This is a genomic window from Synechococcus sp. C9 (genome assembly GCF_022984075.1).
Classification (GTDB): Bacteria; Cyanobacteriota; Cyanobacteriia; order Gloeomargaritales; family Gloeomargaritaceae; genus Gloeomargarita.
In genome coordinates this window covers 551,189-565,587 of record NZ_JALAAD010000001.1, presented here as the reverse complement: position 1 = coordinate 565,587, position 14,399 = coordinate 551,189, and the positions used below count along the sequence as shown (strand labels likewise).

General features: G+C 53.3%; 15 protein-coding genes. 5 read left to right on the top strand and 10 right to left on the bottom strand.

Annotated elements, in window-relative coordinates; translation table 11 throughout:
* Positions 1-2 precede the first annotated feature (2 nt).
* A complete protein-coding gene (locus MLD66_RS02800; protein ID WP_247215421.1) occupies positions 3-302 on the top strand; it encodes a DUF5331 domain-containing protein in 300 nt (99 codons plus the stop codon).
* Positions 303-339: 37 nt separating this feature from the next.
* Positions 340-1,716: a ferredoxin:protochlorophyllide reductase (ATP-dependent) subunit N gene (locus MLD66_RS02795; protein WP_247215420.1), complete on the top strand. Its 1,377-nt coding sequence runs from the start codon at positions 340-342 to the stop codon at positions 1,714-1,716.
* A 13-nt stretch (positions 1,717-1,729) separates the two neighbouring features.
* Here MLD66_RS02795 and MLD66_RS02790 read toward each other — a convergent pair whose 3' ends face one another.
* From MLD66_RS02790 to lptB, 3 genes are all read right to left on the bottom strand, one after another.
* On the bottom strand, positions 1,730-2,053 hold the full coding sequence (locus tag MLD66_RS02790) for an STAS domain-containing protein (protein ID WP_247215419.1): 324 nt from the start codon (positions 2,051-2,053) through the stop codon (positions 1,730-1,732).
* A 107-nt stretch (positions 2,054-2,160) separates the two neighbouring features.
* On the bottom strand, positions 2,161-2,463 hold the full coding sequence (locus tag MLD66_RS02785; protein ID WP_247215418.1) for an FHA domain-containing protein: 303 nt from the start codon (positions 2,461-2,463) through the stop codon (positions 2,161-2,163).
* A 136-nt stretch (positions 2,464-2,599) separates the two neighbouring features.
* Complete coding sequence (gene lptB / locus MLD66_RS02780; RefSeq protein ID WP_247215417.1) at positions 2,600-3,319, bottom strand: LPS export ABC transporter ATP-binding protein; 720 nt, start codon at positions 3,317-3,319, stop codon at positions 2,600-2,602.
* Between the two features lie 5 nt (positions 3,320-3,324).
* On the opposite strand from lptB, the gene pgl reads away from it, so the two are divergent.
* The 3 genes from pgl (at position 3,325) to MLD66_RS02765 (ending at position 5,593) form a co-directional block, all read left to right on the top strand.
* Complete coding sequence (gene pgl, locus MLD66_RS02775; RefSeq protein ID WP_247215416.1) at positions 3,325-4,080, top strand: 6-phosphogluconolactonase; 756 nt, start codon at positions 3,325-3,327, stop codon at positions 4,078-4,080.
* Between the two features lie 112 nt (positions 4,081-4,192).
* A complete protein-coding gene (locus tag MLD66_RS02770) occupies positions 4,193-5,026 on the top strand; it encodes an endo alpha-1,4 polygalactosaminidase (RefSeq protein ID WP_247215415.1) in 834 nt (277 codons plus the stop codon).
* 282 nt (positions 5,027-5,308) lie between these two features.
* Positions 5,309-5,593, top strand: a complete 285-nt coding sequence (locus MLD66_RS02765) for an HNH endonuclease (RefSeq protein ID WP_247215414.1) — start codon at positions 5,309-5,311, stop codon at positions 5,591-5,593.
* 342 nt (positions 5,594-5,935) lie between these two features.
* On the opposite strand, the gene MLD66_RS02760 is transcribed toward MLD66_RS02765, so the two are convergent.
* The 7 genes from MLD66_RS02760 to MLD66_RS02730 form a co-directional block, all read right to left on the bottom strand.
* Positions 5,936-6,736 carry a pentapeptide repeat-containing protein gene (locus MLD66_RS02760; protein ID WP_247215413.1) on the bottom strand — a complete coding sequence of 267 codons (801 nt, stop codon included), beginning with the start codon at positions 6,734-6,736 and terminating at the stop codon, positions 5,936-5,938.
* A 68-nt stretch (positions 6,737-6,804) separates the two neighbouring features.
* Positions 6,805-7,755 (bottom strand): transposase, encoded by a 951-nt coding sequence (locus MLD66_RS02755; protein WP_247214935.1) that lies wholly within the window; start codon positions 7,753-7,755, stop codon positions 6,805-6,807.
* An 83-nt stretch (positions 7,756-7,838) separates the two neighbouring features.
* The gene (locus tag MLD66_RS02750; protein WP_247215412.1) at positions 7,839-8,834 is read right to left on the bottom strand and encodes a response regulator; all 996 of its coding nucleotides are present in this window, start codon (positions 8,832-8,834) and stop codon (positions 7,839-7,841) included.
* A 345-nt stretch (positions 8,835-9,179) separates the two neighbouring features.
* On the bottom strand, positions 9,180-10,793 hold the full coding sequence (locus MLD66_RS02745) for an ABC transporter substrate-binding protein (RefSeq protein WP_247215411.1): 1,614 nt from the start codon (positions 10,791-10,793) through the stop codon (positions 9,180-9,182).
* Positions 10,774-11,982, bottom strand: a complete 1,209-nt coding sequence (locus MLD66_RS02740) for a trypsin-like peptidase domain-containing protein (RefSeq protein ID WP_247215410.1) — start codon at positions 11,980-11,982, stop codon at positions 10,774-10,776. Before MLD66_RS02740 ends, MLD66_RS02745 begins: the two co-directional genes overlap by 20 nt.
* A gap of 1 nt (position 11,983) precedes the next feature.
* Positions 11,984-12,994, bottom strand: coding sequence for a serine protease (locus MLD66_RS02735; RefSeq protein WP_247215409.1), 1,011 nt, complete (start codon positions 12,992-12,994; stop codon positions 11,984-11,986).
* A 21-nt stretch (positions 12,995-13,015) separates the two neighbouring features.
* Positions 13,016-13,912, bottom strand: a complete 897-nt coding sequence (locus MLD66_RS02730) for a hypothetical protein (RefSeq protein ID WP_247215408.1) — start codon at positions 13,910-13,912, stop codon at positions 13,016-13,018.
* Between the last annotated feature and the right edge of the window lie 487 nt (positions 13,913-14,399).

The following is a 14,399-nucleotide window of genomic DNA, read 5'->3' as shown; positions in this document are numbered from 1 at the left end:
AAATGGCAAACTTAGATGATTTTCTGAAGACTTTAGCCGACAAATGGCGTGATTATGCTGTGGCTAACTCTGCTTGGCTACTCCCAATCTTACAAGATCATTACGAAATTATTTATAATCAGGAGGGGGTAGAAGTTGCCCGTCGTTTGCCATCAGAGTTAATTGTGGGAATTATGGCAGGCTTAGTGCCGCAGGTATCAGAATTGATGCCGTTGCTCTGGCGTTCAAGCGGTAACAATTTTGACCGAATCGTGGAGGCACTATATCTCGATTTTGATCCCTTTCAGGAAGATAAACCTTGATCGATAATTTAAATCGATAATTTAAGGAGAAGAACCCATGACCACCACTGCCCAAGCCAGTCAACTCACTTTTGATTGTGAAACCGGCAATTATCACACCTTTTGCCCCATCAGTTGTGTAGCTTGGTTGTACCAAAAAATTGAGGATAGTTTTTTCCTGGTGATTGGGACAAAAACCTGTGGCTATTTCCTCCAAAATGCGATGGGGGTGATGATTTTTGCGGAACCCCGTTATGCCATGGCGGAACTAGAAGAAGGGGATATTTCCGCCCAGTTGAATGATTACGAGGAATTAAAACGCCTCTGTTTACAGATCAAACGGGACCGCAATCCCAGCGTGATTGTCTGGATTGGTACCTGCACCACGGAAATTATCAAGATGGATTTGGAGGGTTTAGCCCCTCGATTAGAATCAGAAATTGGCATCCCGATTGTGGTGGCACGGGCGAATGGTTTGGACTACGCCTTTACCCAGGGGGAAGATACGGTTTTGGCGGCAATGGCGCAACGGTGTCCAGAGTCTTTACCCACCACAGAAAAGGCGGAACCCACCCTGCAAAGACTGCTGAATTTTAACAGGAAAAAAGAGCATTTACCCACCAGTGATCACCCACCTTTAGTATTATTTGGTTCCCTGCCTGACCCGGTGGTGACGCAATTAACCCTAGAGTTGCAAAAACAGGGGATCGAAGTCTCAGGATGGTTGCCTGCCAAGCGTTACACGGAATTACCGGTATTACCCGCAGGGGCGTATGTGTGTGGGGTGAATCCCTTTTTGTCCCGGACAGCCAGTACCTTGATGCGGCGGCGGCAATGTAAATTAATTGGGGCACCTTTTCCGATTGGTCCCGATGGAACCCGGGCGTGGGTGGAAAAAATTTGTCAAGTCCTTGGTAAACCTGCCCAAGGTTTAGCAGAACGGGAAGCCCAAATCTGGATCAATTTAGCCCCCTATTTGGAGCTAATTCGTGGCAAATCCGTGTTTTTTATGGGGGATAATTTATTGGAAATTTCCCTCGCCCGATTCCTGGTGCGCTGTGGCATGACCGTGTTAGAAATTGGCATTCCCTACATGGACAAACGTTATCAGGCGGCGGAATTGGCTCTGCTGGAACGCACCTGTCAGGAGATGAATTCGCCCCTGCCTCGGATTGTGGAAAAACCGGATAATTACCACCAAATTCAGCGTATTTATGAACTGCAACCGGATTTAGTGATTACCGGTATGGCCCACGCCAACCCCCTCGAAGCCCGGGGCATTACCACCAAATGGTCGGTGGAATTTACCTTCGCCCAGATTCATGGCTTTGGGGGCGCGCGGGATATTCTCGATTTGGTGACCCGTCCCCTGCGCCGTAACCAGGCGCTTGGGCAGTTGGGCTGGGAACGTTTGGTGTCTCCCCCGCAGGGTTAGTTATTAATTATTCTTAACTGGTGCTAGGGATCGCCGCCAAAGCCGCCTCCAAGGAGGGCTGGAGGGATAAAAATTGTTCCAACCGCACCAACTTCACCGCCTGGGTGACCCGGGGATTGGTGACCACCTGCAGGTGACCTTGGTTGGCTTGGAGTTGTTTGGCGGTTTGCACCAGGATGCCCAAGCCGGAACTGTCAATAAATTCAATCTTGCTCAGGTCAAGAATCACCTGGTTGGGGCCGGTTTCCACCGCCTGTTGCAATACCTTACGAATGTTTTGTTCCGAAAAGGCATCCAACATCCCCGTCAGGCGAAATACCTGATAGGTAGGTGTCACCTCCCTGGTGCCCCGCAAACTTACGGTCAATGGCAAATGTTCAGAAATCGCCCCACTCCTGAAAATCGTTTTAATTTTCTATGATAAGCCCTTTTTCCTACGGATGGTCAATCAATTTTGACCTGAATGATTGGTCCGGAAGCGGCGAGGCGGATGGTAGCCCCGTCCATGAGTTTGGCCTGATCCGTGACCTGTTCCCCATCAATAAAGGTGCCATTGGCTCCCAGACTAAAGAGTTCCCAGTGGTTGTTTTCCCGCCGCAGTTCCACATGATGCCGAGAGACTACGGAACTCAGCAGTACCACTTCGTTGTCCGGGGCACGACCGATACGGATCACCGTTTCATCCTTAAAGCTCCAGTCCCGGATGGAGGTGCCTTGGGCAGGGTTCATCAAACTCAGGGTAATCACGGTTACATTCCAGTAAATGCCCTATCTAGTGTTCCCATTTTACGGGCTACAGCCGTCATTGCAACACCCCTACGGAAATATAATAGATTTTACCTGCCAGTGCAGGCAACCCCTGGGATGACCACTCCATCGCCGTTTATGCCTGATAGTTACTGCCCAAAAAGTACTGTTGCACCTGGGGGTCCTGGTACAGTTCCTCGGCGGTGCCTGATGCCAAAGTACAGCCGTTGTGGAGAATATAGGCTCGGTCGGTGATGGCGAGGGTATCCCGGACATTGTGATCCGTGATCAAAATCCCCAACTGGTGCCGCCGCAGTTGCCGAATCACCGCCTGCAATTCTTGTACGGCAATCGGGTCAACCCCGGCAAAGGGTTCATCCAACAGGAGAAATTGGGGTCGAGCCGCCAACGCCCTGGCAATTTCCGCCCGCCGCCGTTCCCCGCCGGAAACCCGTCCCCCTAGGGTCTGGGCCACCGATTCTAGGCGAAACTCCCGCAGTAGTTTGCGCACATAGGGTCGCCGCTCGATTTCTGGCACGCCGGTTTCCTGCAAAACCAACAGGATATTTTCATAGATGGTCAGATGACGGAAAATGCTGGCTTCCTGCGCCAGGTAGCTGATTCCCAGGCGGGCCCGGCGGTGCATGGGCCAGGGGGTAATGTCCTGGTTTTCCAAACGCACCACCCCCAAATCCGGACGTTCAATGCCGACAATGATGTAAAATGTGGTGGTTTTCCCCGCCCCATTGGGCCCCAGGAGTCCCACGACTTCCCCTTGGGCGATGCTCAGACTGACATCCCGCACCACCGGCCGCCGCCCGTAGGATTTGTGGATGTTCTCAAGTATGATTTTCACAGGTGATGCCAAATGCTGGCGGGTATTTTACCACTTTTCCCCAAACTGCCATGAACCAAGTCATCTGTCCCGACCTCGATACGCTGACTGCCCAGGCATTGATGCTGATCCAAAAGCGGGTTTTTGCCGCCATTGACCAACAGGGGCGAGCAACCTTGGTTTTGGCGGGGGGGAGTACCCCCAGGCGATTGTATGAACACATTGCCACCCAATCCTGGCCGTGGCACCAAATCCATCTGTTTTGGGGGGATGAACGGTTTGTGCCCCCGGATCACCCGGATAGCAATTACCGGATGGTACGGGAAACCTGGTTAGACCGGGTAACGTTCCCCGCTGGTAACATCCATCCCATGCCCACAGTGCCCCTGACCCCGGAAGCGGCGGCGGCGGCCTATGAACAGGAATTGCAGGCGTTTTTTGCCCTCAAACCGGGGGAATTTCCCGTCTTTGATGTGATTTTGTTGGGCATGGGGGAGGACGGCCACACTGCTTCCCTGTTTCCCCAGACGGCGGCCTTGCAGGTCTGTGACCGGGCGGTGACGGTGGGGCACAAAGGGAATGAACCCCGCCTGACCTTGACCATTCCCACCCTGAATTTTGGGCGGTGTGTGATTTTTATGGTGGCTGGTGCCAATAAAGCCCATGCCTATCGCCAGGTGACCGCCGCCCAACCCGCAGGGGAACAGTACCCGGCGGCTTTGATTCGACCCCAGGGGGGCGACCTGTGGTGGTTGGTGGAATCCACCGTCCTACAGCATTGATGGGGTTGGTATCGCCATCGGCTCATTTTGGCATGGAAGTATTTTCTCCATAGCCCTGGGGGTAAGCTGATCATAGCCACCAGCGCTTGCTGTTTAACCTCTGTTGGGTGAGATGAACCATCCCAAGGGAATGGGAATGATACAGCGCACGTTGATGATATTTTTGCTGGTCAACCTGATTGGGTCGGCTTGCAGATTGGCTCTAACCCCTACAAACGTCAACGTTACATCCAGCCCGCTTGCCCCAAAGGTATCTTGGCAAATTCAATATACGGGCAAAATTGACATAAATCTGGATGTGGAGGTGTTCAACCTGGATTTGTTTGACACATCGCCCAATATCATTGAAACCCTGAATCAGCGTGGTGTTTTTGTGATGTGTTACTTCAGTGCAGGTTCTTATGAAAATTGGCGGCCCGATGCCTCCCGGTTCCCATCCCAGGTATTGGGAAAAAACATGGCAGGCTGGCCAGGGGAACAGTGGCTGGATATTCGTCGCCTGAACCTGCTTGCTCCAATTATGGAAGCACGACTGGATTTGGCTGTTCAAAAAGGTTGCGATGGCGTTGATCCTGATAATGTTGACGGTTACGCCCATGACACTGGTTTCCCGTTAGCTGACGATGATCAAATCGCCTACAATGTCTGGCTTGCGCATACGGCTAAAGCACGGGGGCTGGCTATTGGATTAAAAAACGATATTGAACAAATCCCTGATCTGCTGTCTTATTTTGATTGGATTCTCAATGAAGAATGCTTCACCAACCGAGAGTGTCATCGGCTTCTGCCGTTCATCCAGGCAGGCAAGCCCGTTTTTGTCATAGAGTACGAGATTCCCCCCCAAGCGTTTTGCCCACAAGCGAATCAAATGGGTTTCAATGCACTTCATAAGCATTGGCAATTAGACGCTTACCGAACTGATTGTCAACGGTTTGTTTCTCCATAGGTGCCAGCCAAAACCCTATGGGGGTTCGCTGAATGATGGGCACTTCTATCAATTCAAAGTTAGCAGTCGCAACGCCCTTGGTTCTGGGGAATATGGGTATGCCAACGATGGGATTGATGATTGGTTCCAATAAATAGAGGTTCCCTGATATTGTGATGCCAATTTTGCAGTCGCTTAAAAGTCAGTTAAAATAAGAATTAGGAATACTCAAAACGTCCAACGGGGTTGAAAATTCTTTAACCGCTAAGTTGTTAAGATTTCAGCGATGGGAGGTATTGATGTATGAACAGGACAAAGGTGCAAGCCTGTGTGTACTGTGGCAGTACGGAAGACTTGACTATTGAACACGTTGTCCCCCTATCTCGGTGGCGGGAGTTTAAGTTGCGTCGCCGAGTCCTCGACAATCCATCCAATCGGGTGATCGCTTGCCACAAATGTAATGCTGAAAAAGCGAATATGCCTCCGGCACAGTGGTTCCAACTACATCCTGAATATCGCAAGCGATTTATCCATGAAGCCCGATTTCTTTCCGATAGGGTTAAGGAATTAACCGGCATTTTTTCGTGACTCCGATGCAGAACCAGAACGGGGCGGTGCCCTGCGACCCTATTTTTTTTTTAACTGCTATGGTAGTCCTAATGATTAATTAACAAAATTAACAAGCAGAAATTTTGCAGAACCAGAACGGGGCGGTGCCCTGCGACCCCTATTCCATTGTTATTTAGGATTGCTATGTCAGATAAATCAGATAGATATGAGGGCACCTCTATTTATTGTCACCACTGGCAGATTATTTCGCTGAGATACCCATATTATATTGAGAACCACAGACGGGGGCTACGCCCCTGCGACCTATTTTTAGAGATGCCCATGAATGAAATAGGCAGTACAGGGTTCATTTTCTAGCGTTTAATCGCCGGTGATCTGGGGTAAAACAGCACCAGTTAAATTCGCTCCTTCCAGATGGGTCTGCTCCATCCTGGCTTGCCAGAGATTGGCCCCCGTGAGGTTGGCCTGCTCGAAATTGGCCTGATTCAATACCGCTCCGTGCAGATTGGTGGCGTAGAGGATAGCTGATTGCAGGTCGGCACTGGTGAGGTTGGCACCGGCGGCCAAGGCTTCGCTCAGGTCGGCTCCCCGCAAACGGGCTTGATATAAGGTGGCGGAACTGAGGTTGACTCCGACCAACTGACTGCCATTCAGGTTGGCTTGGCTGAGGTTGGCGCCGATCAAATTGGCACCGCCGAGACTGGCTTCCCGCAGGTTGGTTTTGACCATCTCCGCCCCGATCAGATTGGCACCTGTAAGTTTGGCACCGATGAGCAAACAACCGCTCAAATCCGCCAGCATGAGGTCGGCTCGGCTTAGATTAATGCCTTCTAAATTTGCGCCCTGGAGATTGCAACCAATCAGACTGATGCCCGTAAAGTCCCGTTCCCCGGCGGCATAGCGTTGCAGGAGTTGGTTGGCCTGGGACACCGGGTCGGCCAGGTGATCCGTGACCGGTTCGGGTTCGGAGACCGGTTCGGGGCTGGGTGGTTCGGCTTCGGGGATGGGAAGGCTGACGGGGGGGACATCCTGCCGCAAAGGGGCATAGCGGTTGACCAGCCTCAACAGTTCGTCGGGACGCACCGGTTTTTTGAGCATTTCCGTGACCCCCGCCAACCGAGCTCGGGTGCGGTTGATAATGCTTTCATGGGCGGTGACCAAAAAGATCGGGGTGTCTTTGAACAGTAGTGTTGAATGTCCGTAATAAAACTTAACATAAGGGGTCAGGGTTATCCTACGAGCGGCTCTACCCCTACGAGTTCCATGAAGCTACAGTGTCGGCCTATTTCTATTTGTAAATATCGCAACTTGTCAATCAATTCATAGGTCTTATTGTGACCTATCTCCAGCAATCTTAAAATTAGATAACCAATCAATACGGCATAAATCTGTAGCCGCACACCATTCTCATTCTTGGTAATGATTCTATCCAATTTCAAGTGCATCTTTAGTGCCTTCCAAAGCAACTCAATTCGCCAGCGCAAACGATAGGCTGAACAAATCTCTTCATCCGTCATCGAAGTCACGTTAGTCGCTAGCCTATATTCTGTGTTTTCCTCTTCATTAAAAAATTGAATTACCCGAATATCCGGATTGTCAGGTTGCAACTTCATATTATTTCTAATCCGCACAATAAACAATGTATTTCGTTTACACATTTCGTCCATTAATTTCCAGGAAGCAAAACCCCTATCCATGATACCAACGGCATTCTCAGGTATCGTCCCAATCACAAGATGCCCAATTTTATGGTCATTAGTCTTTCCAAATATAATTGATTCGTCACCGATATTGCCCTCATTTATATCCAGGCCAAGCGTCAATTTTACCTGCTTGTAGTGCCAGAATAATTTGCTGGTCAGGGTGATAATGGTAGAATCTAATGGGAATAAGTGCTTAAATTCACCTTGATGATGTTTAAGCCGTTTTTGCAGTTCTCTTAGGATCACTTGAAACGGCTCGGTGCTACGATGTTTACACGCCTTAGAAAACGTTGATATGTCAACTTTAAAATTGAGATGATTCAAGAGGAAGAATAAGCCCCGCATGGTGGCGACTCTTGCATCTAAAATGAAGTGCATCCATATGAGTACAAACAAGCGAGTATCCAAGACTGGATAGTCGTTTTTGGGAAGAAGGTTCAGCAAGGGCTTGATAAGTCCCTGAATTTGTCGTCTCATAAAAATACTGTTACTCGTGGTTTCTACCAATCTAAAATACCATTTTTAGTCTCCCTTTTCCACCCTTTCGTTAACATTCAACACTACTGGTCTTTGAACACGGAGGTTTTCCGCAACAGCCCACAGAGTTCGTAGCCATTCACGTCCGGCATCACCCAATCCATGAGAATCACATCCGGTTTGGCTTCCAAAAGCTGTCCCATCTGGATCATGGGTTGCGCCACGGTCATCACCCGATACCCAGCCCGGACGAGGCTAGTTTCCAGGATTTTTAACATCACCGGGCTGTCATCCAAACAGGCCACCAGGGGTTGATGGGTTTGGCTATGGGGGAAGGGAGGGGTCGGCGGGGGGACAGGCCCAGTTTCTGCCACGGGCGAGGCCAGATCGGGTAGAGTCTGCCATTCCAGCCAGCCCTGTTGTGCCCAACCGACCAGGGGTTGCACCGTCGCCTGCAAGGATTTCCGGGTTTGACTCATGATGTCCCAGAGGGTGTTTTGCCCATTACAGAGGGCGACCCAAGGCACTCCCCCCGGTTGTTCCGAAATTTTATCCGCCTGTTTCAATACGGGGGCAAAATCCGGGGATAACCCAGGGATGGGGTTTGGGAATTGATCCATACCGGTGGCGTGCCACTGCTGTTGGAGTTGCGCCACTTCCTGCAAAACCCGCTCCACCTGCAAAAGGGCAATTTGGGTGCCCAGCCCCTGCCCCGCCTGGAGGGTTAGAGTTAAATTCGCCCGTCCCACCAGGGCAAACAAAACCTCCAGCACACTCGCCAAAATCACCGCCTTGGCCTGGGAAGGGGTCAACCGTCCGTTAGCCGTGCCATAGACCAAACTGTGGTATTCCCAGGGGGTGGCGTTCCCCAGGGCATTCCAATCCGGCTGAAACTGGGGACAATGGGCTTTTGTGACCCGATACCAGCGCCGTACCCGATGCGCGCCCCCGGTGGCATACAACAGTCGCCCCATAAACAGGTACAGCCACCACTGTTGCCCCTGCCCTTGCACGACCAGGGTGCCAGTGATCTGCCGCTGTTGCAACCCTACCAATTCTTGGCTCACATCTTGAGTCACGGTTTTACCCCTAGCCAAAGCCTCATTGTTACTAAATTAACGGTTCTCTGATTAAATATGCTAGCGGACAAACTGGCTGGGAGCAAAACTTTTGGATTGAGCTGTCAGGTTTAACTTTGCATGATAATTTTACATAATCAAAATATGCAGGGTTGGGTGCTGGGATTGCTCCAGAAGGCTTCTAAAAAAATTTGGCACATCGCGATTTTATGGAACCTATTTAATTTTGCTTGATGGAATTCGCTTACCTGAGCCAGGGAAAAATTCTATAGCGGTTCTATCACCCCGGACTTGGTTCTGCGGAATGTTGGTTCGTTATTAAAGCAACTTTGCGATGATGTTTCATCAGGGACTAGGGCTAGTTTTTTTCAACAGCCAAAAGGGAAAGGTTTGGGTGGGTTCCAGTCTGACCCCCTGCACATCCCGGCGGGCAAACACAAATTGCCGGTCTTGCCAAAGGGGAATGTAGGGCACATCGGCGGCCATGAGTTTTTGCAATTCCCCCAATAAAACCAACCGCTGGGCAGTATTGGTGGTGCGGCGGCTCTGGGCGATTAATTCATTGGCTTTGGGGTTGTAATAAAATGACCCAAAGGTGCGGCTGGAACCTGCTAAGCAACCCTCGGCCACCGTGCCTTTTTGACAACTCATAAAGGGTTCTAAATAATTGTCCGCATCCAAAAAATCGGGATACCAATCCAACAAAAACAGGGGATAAATGCCCTTTTCTAAGTTTTGATAAGCGGTGGTAGAATCCACGGGCTGGAGGGTCAATTGCACCGGCACCTCCCGCTCGATGGTGGCTTTGATGGTCGTGACCACCTGGATGTGGCTGGGGATATTACTGCGATACCAGAGGTCAAGGCGTGCCGGTTGGGTGGGGCTGACCCCCGCTTGGGTGAGCAATTCCTGGGCCCGGCGGACGGGCGGCGGCTCCCCAGCGACCCGAAACACCGGCTGATAACCGGGTAAACCGCTGGGCACCATGCTAAAGGCCGGTTCCACCAAATTTTGAAACACCCGTTCCTGGAGCAACTGCCGGGGCATGACCAGGGCCAGGGCCTGCCGTACTTCCTTTTTGTCCAAGGGTGGTTGGGTGCGGTTCAGGGTGAGGTAATTGATCCCCGTTCCGGCACTGCTGACCACCTGGATGTCCGACTGGGCTTGCAGTTGCTTGATTTGCTGGGGTTCCAGAAATGGGTAGGCCACATCCACCGCCCCAGTTTGCAGGGCATTGTACAGATTGGCACTGCTGGTCAAAAACTGAATATCCAATTGGGCACTGGCGGGGGGTGCGCCCCAATACTTGGGAAATCGCTTCAATTTCAGGGAATCACTGCCAAAATTGACCAATTGATAGGGTCCCGTACCCACAAACGTCCGGGGTTGAAATTGCCCTGGCCCAATCCGATAAGCCTTGGGGGACACAGCACACAAACCGGAAAACGCCAGCAGTTGGGGAAACGGGGCAAAGGGTTTTTGCAGGCGGATGGTTAATTCATAGGTGCCGGTAGCCCGGATGTCCGCCACCAGATTTTTTAATAGGAAAGACGGTCGCCCCCCATTCTCCATAAACCGTTGCAGAGAAAACCGCATGGCCTCCGCATTAAACGGCTCCCCATCCTGAAAAATCACCCCCTGCCGCACTGGAATCCGATAGGTCAATCCATCCGCACTCACCTGGGGCAGAGCCGTCGCCAGTTGGGGTTGCAGTTCCGTAGTGCCCGGTTTGTAGGTATAGAGCCGGTCGCCCAGGGCGAGCAAAACATTCCCGGCAAACACCGTGTAGGCATCCGCCGGGTCAAGGGTCGTGACCTTCGCCGTGGTGCCGATGATGATTTGGTTGGGGTCCCGGACTTGGGTAAAAGGCGGCGGTTCCGGTTGGCCACATCCTGCTAACCCCAGGAGAAGTACCCACCCAATGCCACCGCCAATGCCGTTACTTCTGCCCCGGCGCATACACCGTCCGACTCACGGTGCCAGTGCCCCCACAGCCCGGATTGTCCGTATTCAGAACCCGCACCCGCATCCGCTCCAGGGCTTGCACAATCGGTACCGAGAATTTCAACCCCTGCACCGAGGCTCCAAAAATCCCGGCACTGTTCACCGCCACCACCGCCCCCCGATTGTTGAGCAGGGGCCCGCCCGAATTGCCGCCCAAAATTTGGGTATCGGTCTGGATGATGTGCCCCGCCTCAAAGGAATGAATCACGCTGATGATTCCCTTGGTAATGGTGTTTTGCTGACCAAAGGGCGTCCCCATCGCAATCACCTCATCCCCCGTCCGCATCTTGCCGCACAGGGGCACCACCCCCAAATCGCTCACATCCCCTTGAACTTGCATCAGAGCAATGTCGAACGGCTCGTGGGGAATGTTGAACACCGCCATCGCCGCTAACCCCCCCTCCATGATCCGCAACACCCGCACCGGTCGCCGGGTCCGGTCATAGAGCCGCACGGTCAAAGGAATGGGACGGTCATCAAAAATCCGCCGGTAAAACCCCCGGGCTTCCTCCGCCACGTGCAGATTGGTAATGATATACCCCTCGCCGATGTGAAACCCACTGCCCACCACACTCCGGGTCGGCTCCACCCGCACCGCCGCCGGGAGATAACGGTTGACGATCTGGGCTGGGGTGAGGGTCTGGCTGGGCACCGGCGTTCCCCGGATGACAATCTCCCGGGCGAAAATCCCCCGGGTACCCGGCAATAAATTCGCCCCAGCCACCCGCCGTCCGCCCACCGGTTCCTCTGCATCCTCACTGGGGGCACCCTCATCCTGCAACTGATTTTGGTAATAACGCCGCAGTTGGGCCGTCCGCTCATCCTGGGGTGCCTTGTCCAACAACGCCAGTGCCTTACGCCATTTCCTCTGCACCACCTGGTAATCCGCAGGGGTGGTCGCCGTCTGGGCAAACGCCGCCGCACTTTCCGCCTCCAACTGCGCCTCTGCCCGCCAATCCCTGGAGGGTGCCGCCACCACCGGTTCCGAAGCGGATTCCGGAGCCACTGCCGGGGCAGGTTCAGGCAACTGGCTATGGGAATGCACCCCCCGCCCGCCGTAAACCACCACCCCAGCCAAAATTGCCGTTGCCCCCACCGGAGCCGCCAGCCAATACCACCGCCGCAACTGTCCATTCAACGCCATGTCAGTGTCCTCCCCGGGTTGCCAAATTCAACCGTTGCAAAACCGTGCCAATCGGCACCGCAAACCCCACATTTTCCGCTCCCAAGATGGAACCCGCCAACTGGAAGAAGGTGGGATTTTTCCCTGCCACCACCCCCACCACGGCACCCCGTTCATCCAACACCGGCGCGCCCTGGGAACCGTCACTGGTGGCCGCATTAATTTGCAAAAGGGTTAGCCGACCATAGGGACGAATCCCCATCACCATCCCCTCCGTCGCCGTCACCGGCAACACCCCAATCGGATAGCTCATGGTCAACACCCGCTGGCCAATGCTGGGCAATCCGGTTGCCACCGGCAGAGCCGCCAATTGCCGGGTATCCCCTTTCACCGCCAACAGTGCCGTATCCGTGGTCGGGTCAAAATACACCACCCGAGCCTGCCGCACCGACCCATCCCCCAACTCCACCCGCAGACGCATATTGTTGGCATTGCTCCCCAAAACCCGAACCTCCCTCCCAACACTGTCAATCGCCGTGGGAATCCCCCCCAGGGAGGTCAGGTTGGTGACAATCAGGCCATTCCCCAGATGAAACCCCGTCGCTTGGCGCACATCGTAGAGCCGTTGGCGGGAAAAGGTGGTGAACGTGGGATTGCTGGGGATATTCCCCGGGGAAGGTTGGGGCTGACCAATGCTGTCGTACACGGACAAAATCACCGCCACCGTGGCCCGCCGGGCCCGCTCAATCAGTTCAAAGTTGGGCAAAGGGGCCCGCCCCCCCGCCGTCTGCGCCACCGCCACCCGCTGACCAGTCGCCCGCCCGCAGATGAGTTGAATATCGGTCAGGGTTAAATCCTCCCGCCCGGTCAATTCCCGCACCGAACGCAGGTCAATTTGGTTACGGGGGAAAGGGCAGATATTTTCGGAGACAAATGCATGAACGTCTTGCACATTATTGGGGGTCAGCCGTTGCGCCAAAGCAGGCACCGCCAAGCTCAACAGCAACCCCAAGGTCAATGGTATGGATCGCATAGGAAACTCCCTTGGCTACAGTTAACGGACGGGAGGAGCAGGGGGAACCACCACGGCAGGGGTGGCTGGGGACGGCACGGACGGTATCTGACTCTGCCGCGCCCCCGGCTGTTGTGGTGGGGTTGCCCCAGGTTGGGTCGGTTGCATCGGTAGCGGAGCCGCTGTCACCCCGGAAGTGGCTGGGGGACTTTGACTTTGCAACGTCGGTACCCGTGCCCCAATGGTGTAGGGATTCACCGGGAAATCCGGCTCCTGACCCACCGCCCGTGCCACTTGGGTGCCATCCTGTTCAAACACCACCACCGGTTGCAACCCCCGGCTTTCGATGCGTTTCACCAGCACCAACCCCCCTTCCAACCGCTGACCGGCACGCACATAGCGAGCCGAGGCCTCATTGGGGGTTTTGATGATTGCTTGCACTTCACTGCCCACCTGCACCACCCCGTGCACCATGATCATATTCGCCACGTCAGCCCCCCGGCCCGGAAAATCCGCTAGGGAAGACGCACTGGGGTCATAGGGAGGCAAGGGCGCATTTTGCACCTGGGGTAACGGCCCCGGCGGTGGGGCAATATCAAACGGCGGCGGCGGAATCTCCACCACTTCCCCTGGACGGGTGCCCGTCGTACCTGGGGGCGCAAAGGGGTCATTCCGACCCGGCATTAGCTGATCCCGCCGTTGGTTCGGGTCTTCCGAAGGGATCAACCCATCCTGGGTCACAGGTAGGGTCGCCAAAGGAGTCGCCACCGGTGCGGGGGAGGGGGTGGCAGTTCCCGGCATGGATGTTTTATTGGTTATAGGCGGTTTTGGTGAGGGCGTGGGTGCATTGCTAGCGGTTTGGTCAACGGTCACGGTACATCCCCCAAGTACCAGCGCCACCAACCCCGTCCAAGTCAGGCAAGATTTGGTTCGCATCATAGGAGTTCTGCAACCTCACACCATTTTTGATCTTTACTATAGCATTAACCCCTAGAAAGGAAACCCCCCAACCCCGGAAGTTCCGATGTTTCTCATCAGGTTACTGCCTATACGGGGGACTAAATCCGCCCCTTGATCCGGATAGTTAAGTATTTTTACTTATTTGTTTATTTTTTTTACTTAACCACGGGGGAAATGCCTAGCTTGGCAAAACCCTGCTCCTGGCAGATGAGGAAGAGGATTTATTGGATGATGGGAACCTCTAGTTATTTGAACCAATCCAAAATCTCATCGTTGGCATACCCATATTACCCAGCGCTAAGGGCGGGGATGCCCCCCTGGGACCGCTAACTTTGAATTTATAATTTATAGAGGTACCCTAATCTAAATATTTTTTTCTCACAATGCAAATGATATTGCCATATATTAAATTGGCATGGCTACTCCTTGGGCATCTGTTATATTAAAAAGTAATTAGTTGTGCAAT

Excerpts from the sequence above, each read along its gene's own strand:
- MLD66_RS02735 (WP_247215409.1), bottom strand. The coding sequence starts at position 12,994 with ATGCGATCCATACCATTGACCTTGGGGTTGCTGTTGAGCTTGGCGGTG.
- MLD66_RS02745 (WP_247215411.1), bottom strand. The coding sequence starts at position 10,793 with ATGCGCCGGGGCAGAAGTAACGGCATTGGCGGTGGCATTGGGTGGGTA.
- MLD66_RS02755 (WP_247214935.1), bottom strand. The coding sequence starts at position 7,755 with ATGAGACGACAAATTCAGGGACTTATCAAGCCCTTGCTGAACCTTCTT.
- MLD66_RS02740 (WP_247215410.1), bottom strand. The coding sequence starts at position 11,982 with ATGGCGTTGAATGGACAGTTGCGGCGGTGGTATTGGCTGGCGGCTCCG.
- MLD66_RS02770 (WP_247215415.1), top strand. The coding sequence starts at position 4,193 with ATGAACCATCCCAAGGGAATGGGAATGATACAGCGCACGTTGATGATA.
- MLD66_RS02800 (WP_247215421.1), top strand. The coding sequence starts at position 3 with ATGGCAAACTTAGATGATTTTCTGAAGACTTTAGCCGACAAATGGCGT.
- MLD66_RS02765 (WP_247215414.1), top strand. The coding sequence starts at position 5,309 with ATGAACAGGACAAAGGTGCAAGCCTGTGTGTACTGTGGCAGTACGGAA.
- MLD66_RS02795 (WP_247215420.1), top strand. The coding sequence starts at position 340 with ATGACCACCACTGCCCAAGCCAGTCAACTCACTTTTGATTGTGAAACC.
- pgl (WP_247215416.1), top strand. The coding sequence starts at position 3,325 with ATGCCAAATGCTGGCGGGTATTTTACCACTTTTCCCCAAACTGCCATG.
- MLD66_RS02730 (WP_247215408.1), bottom strand. The coding sequence starts at position 13,912 with ATGATGCGAACCAAATCTTGCCTGACTTGGACGGGGTTGGTGGCGCTG.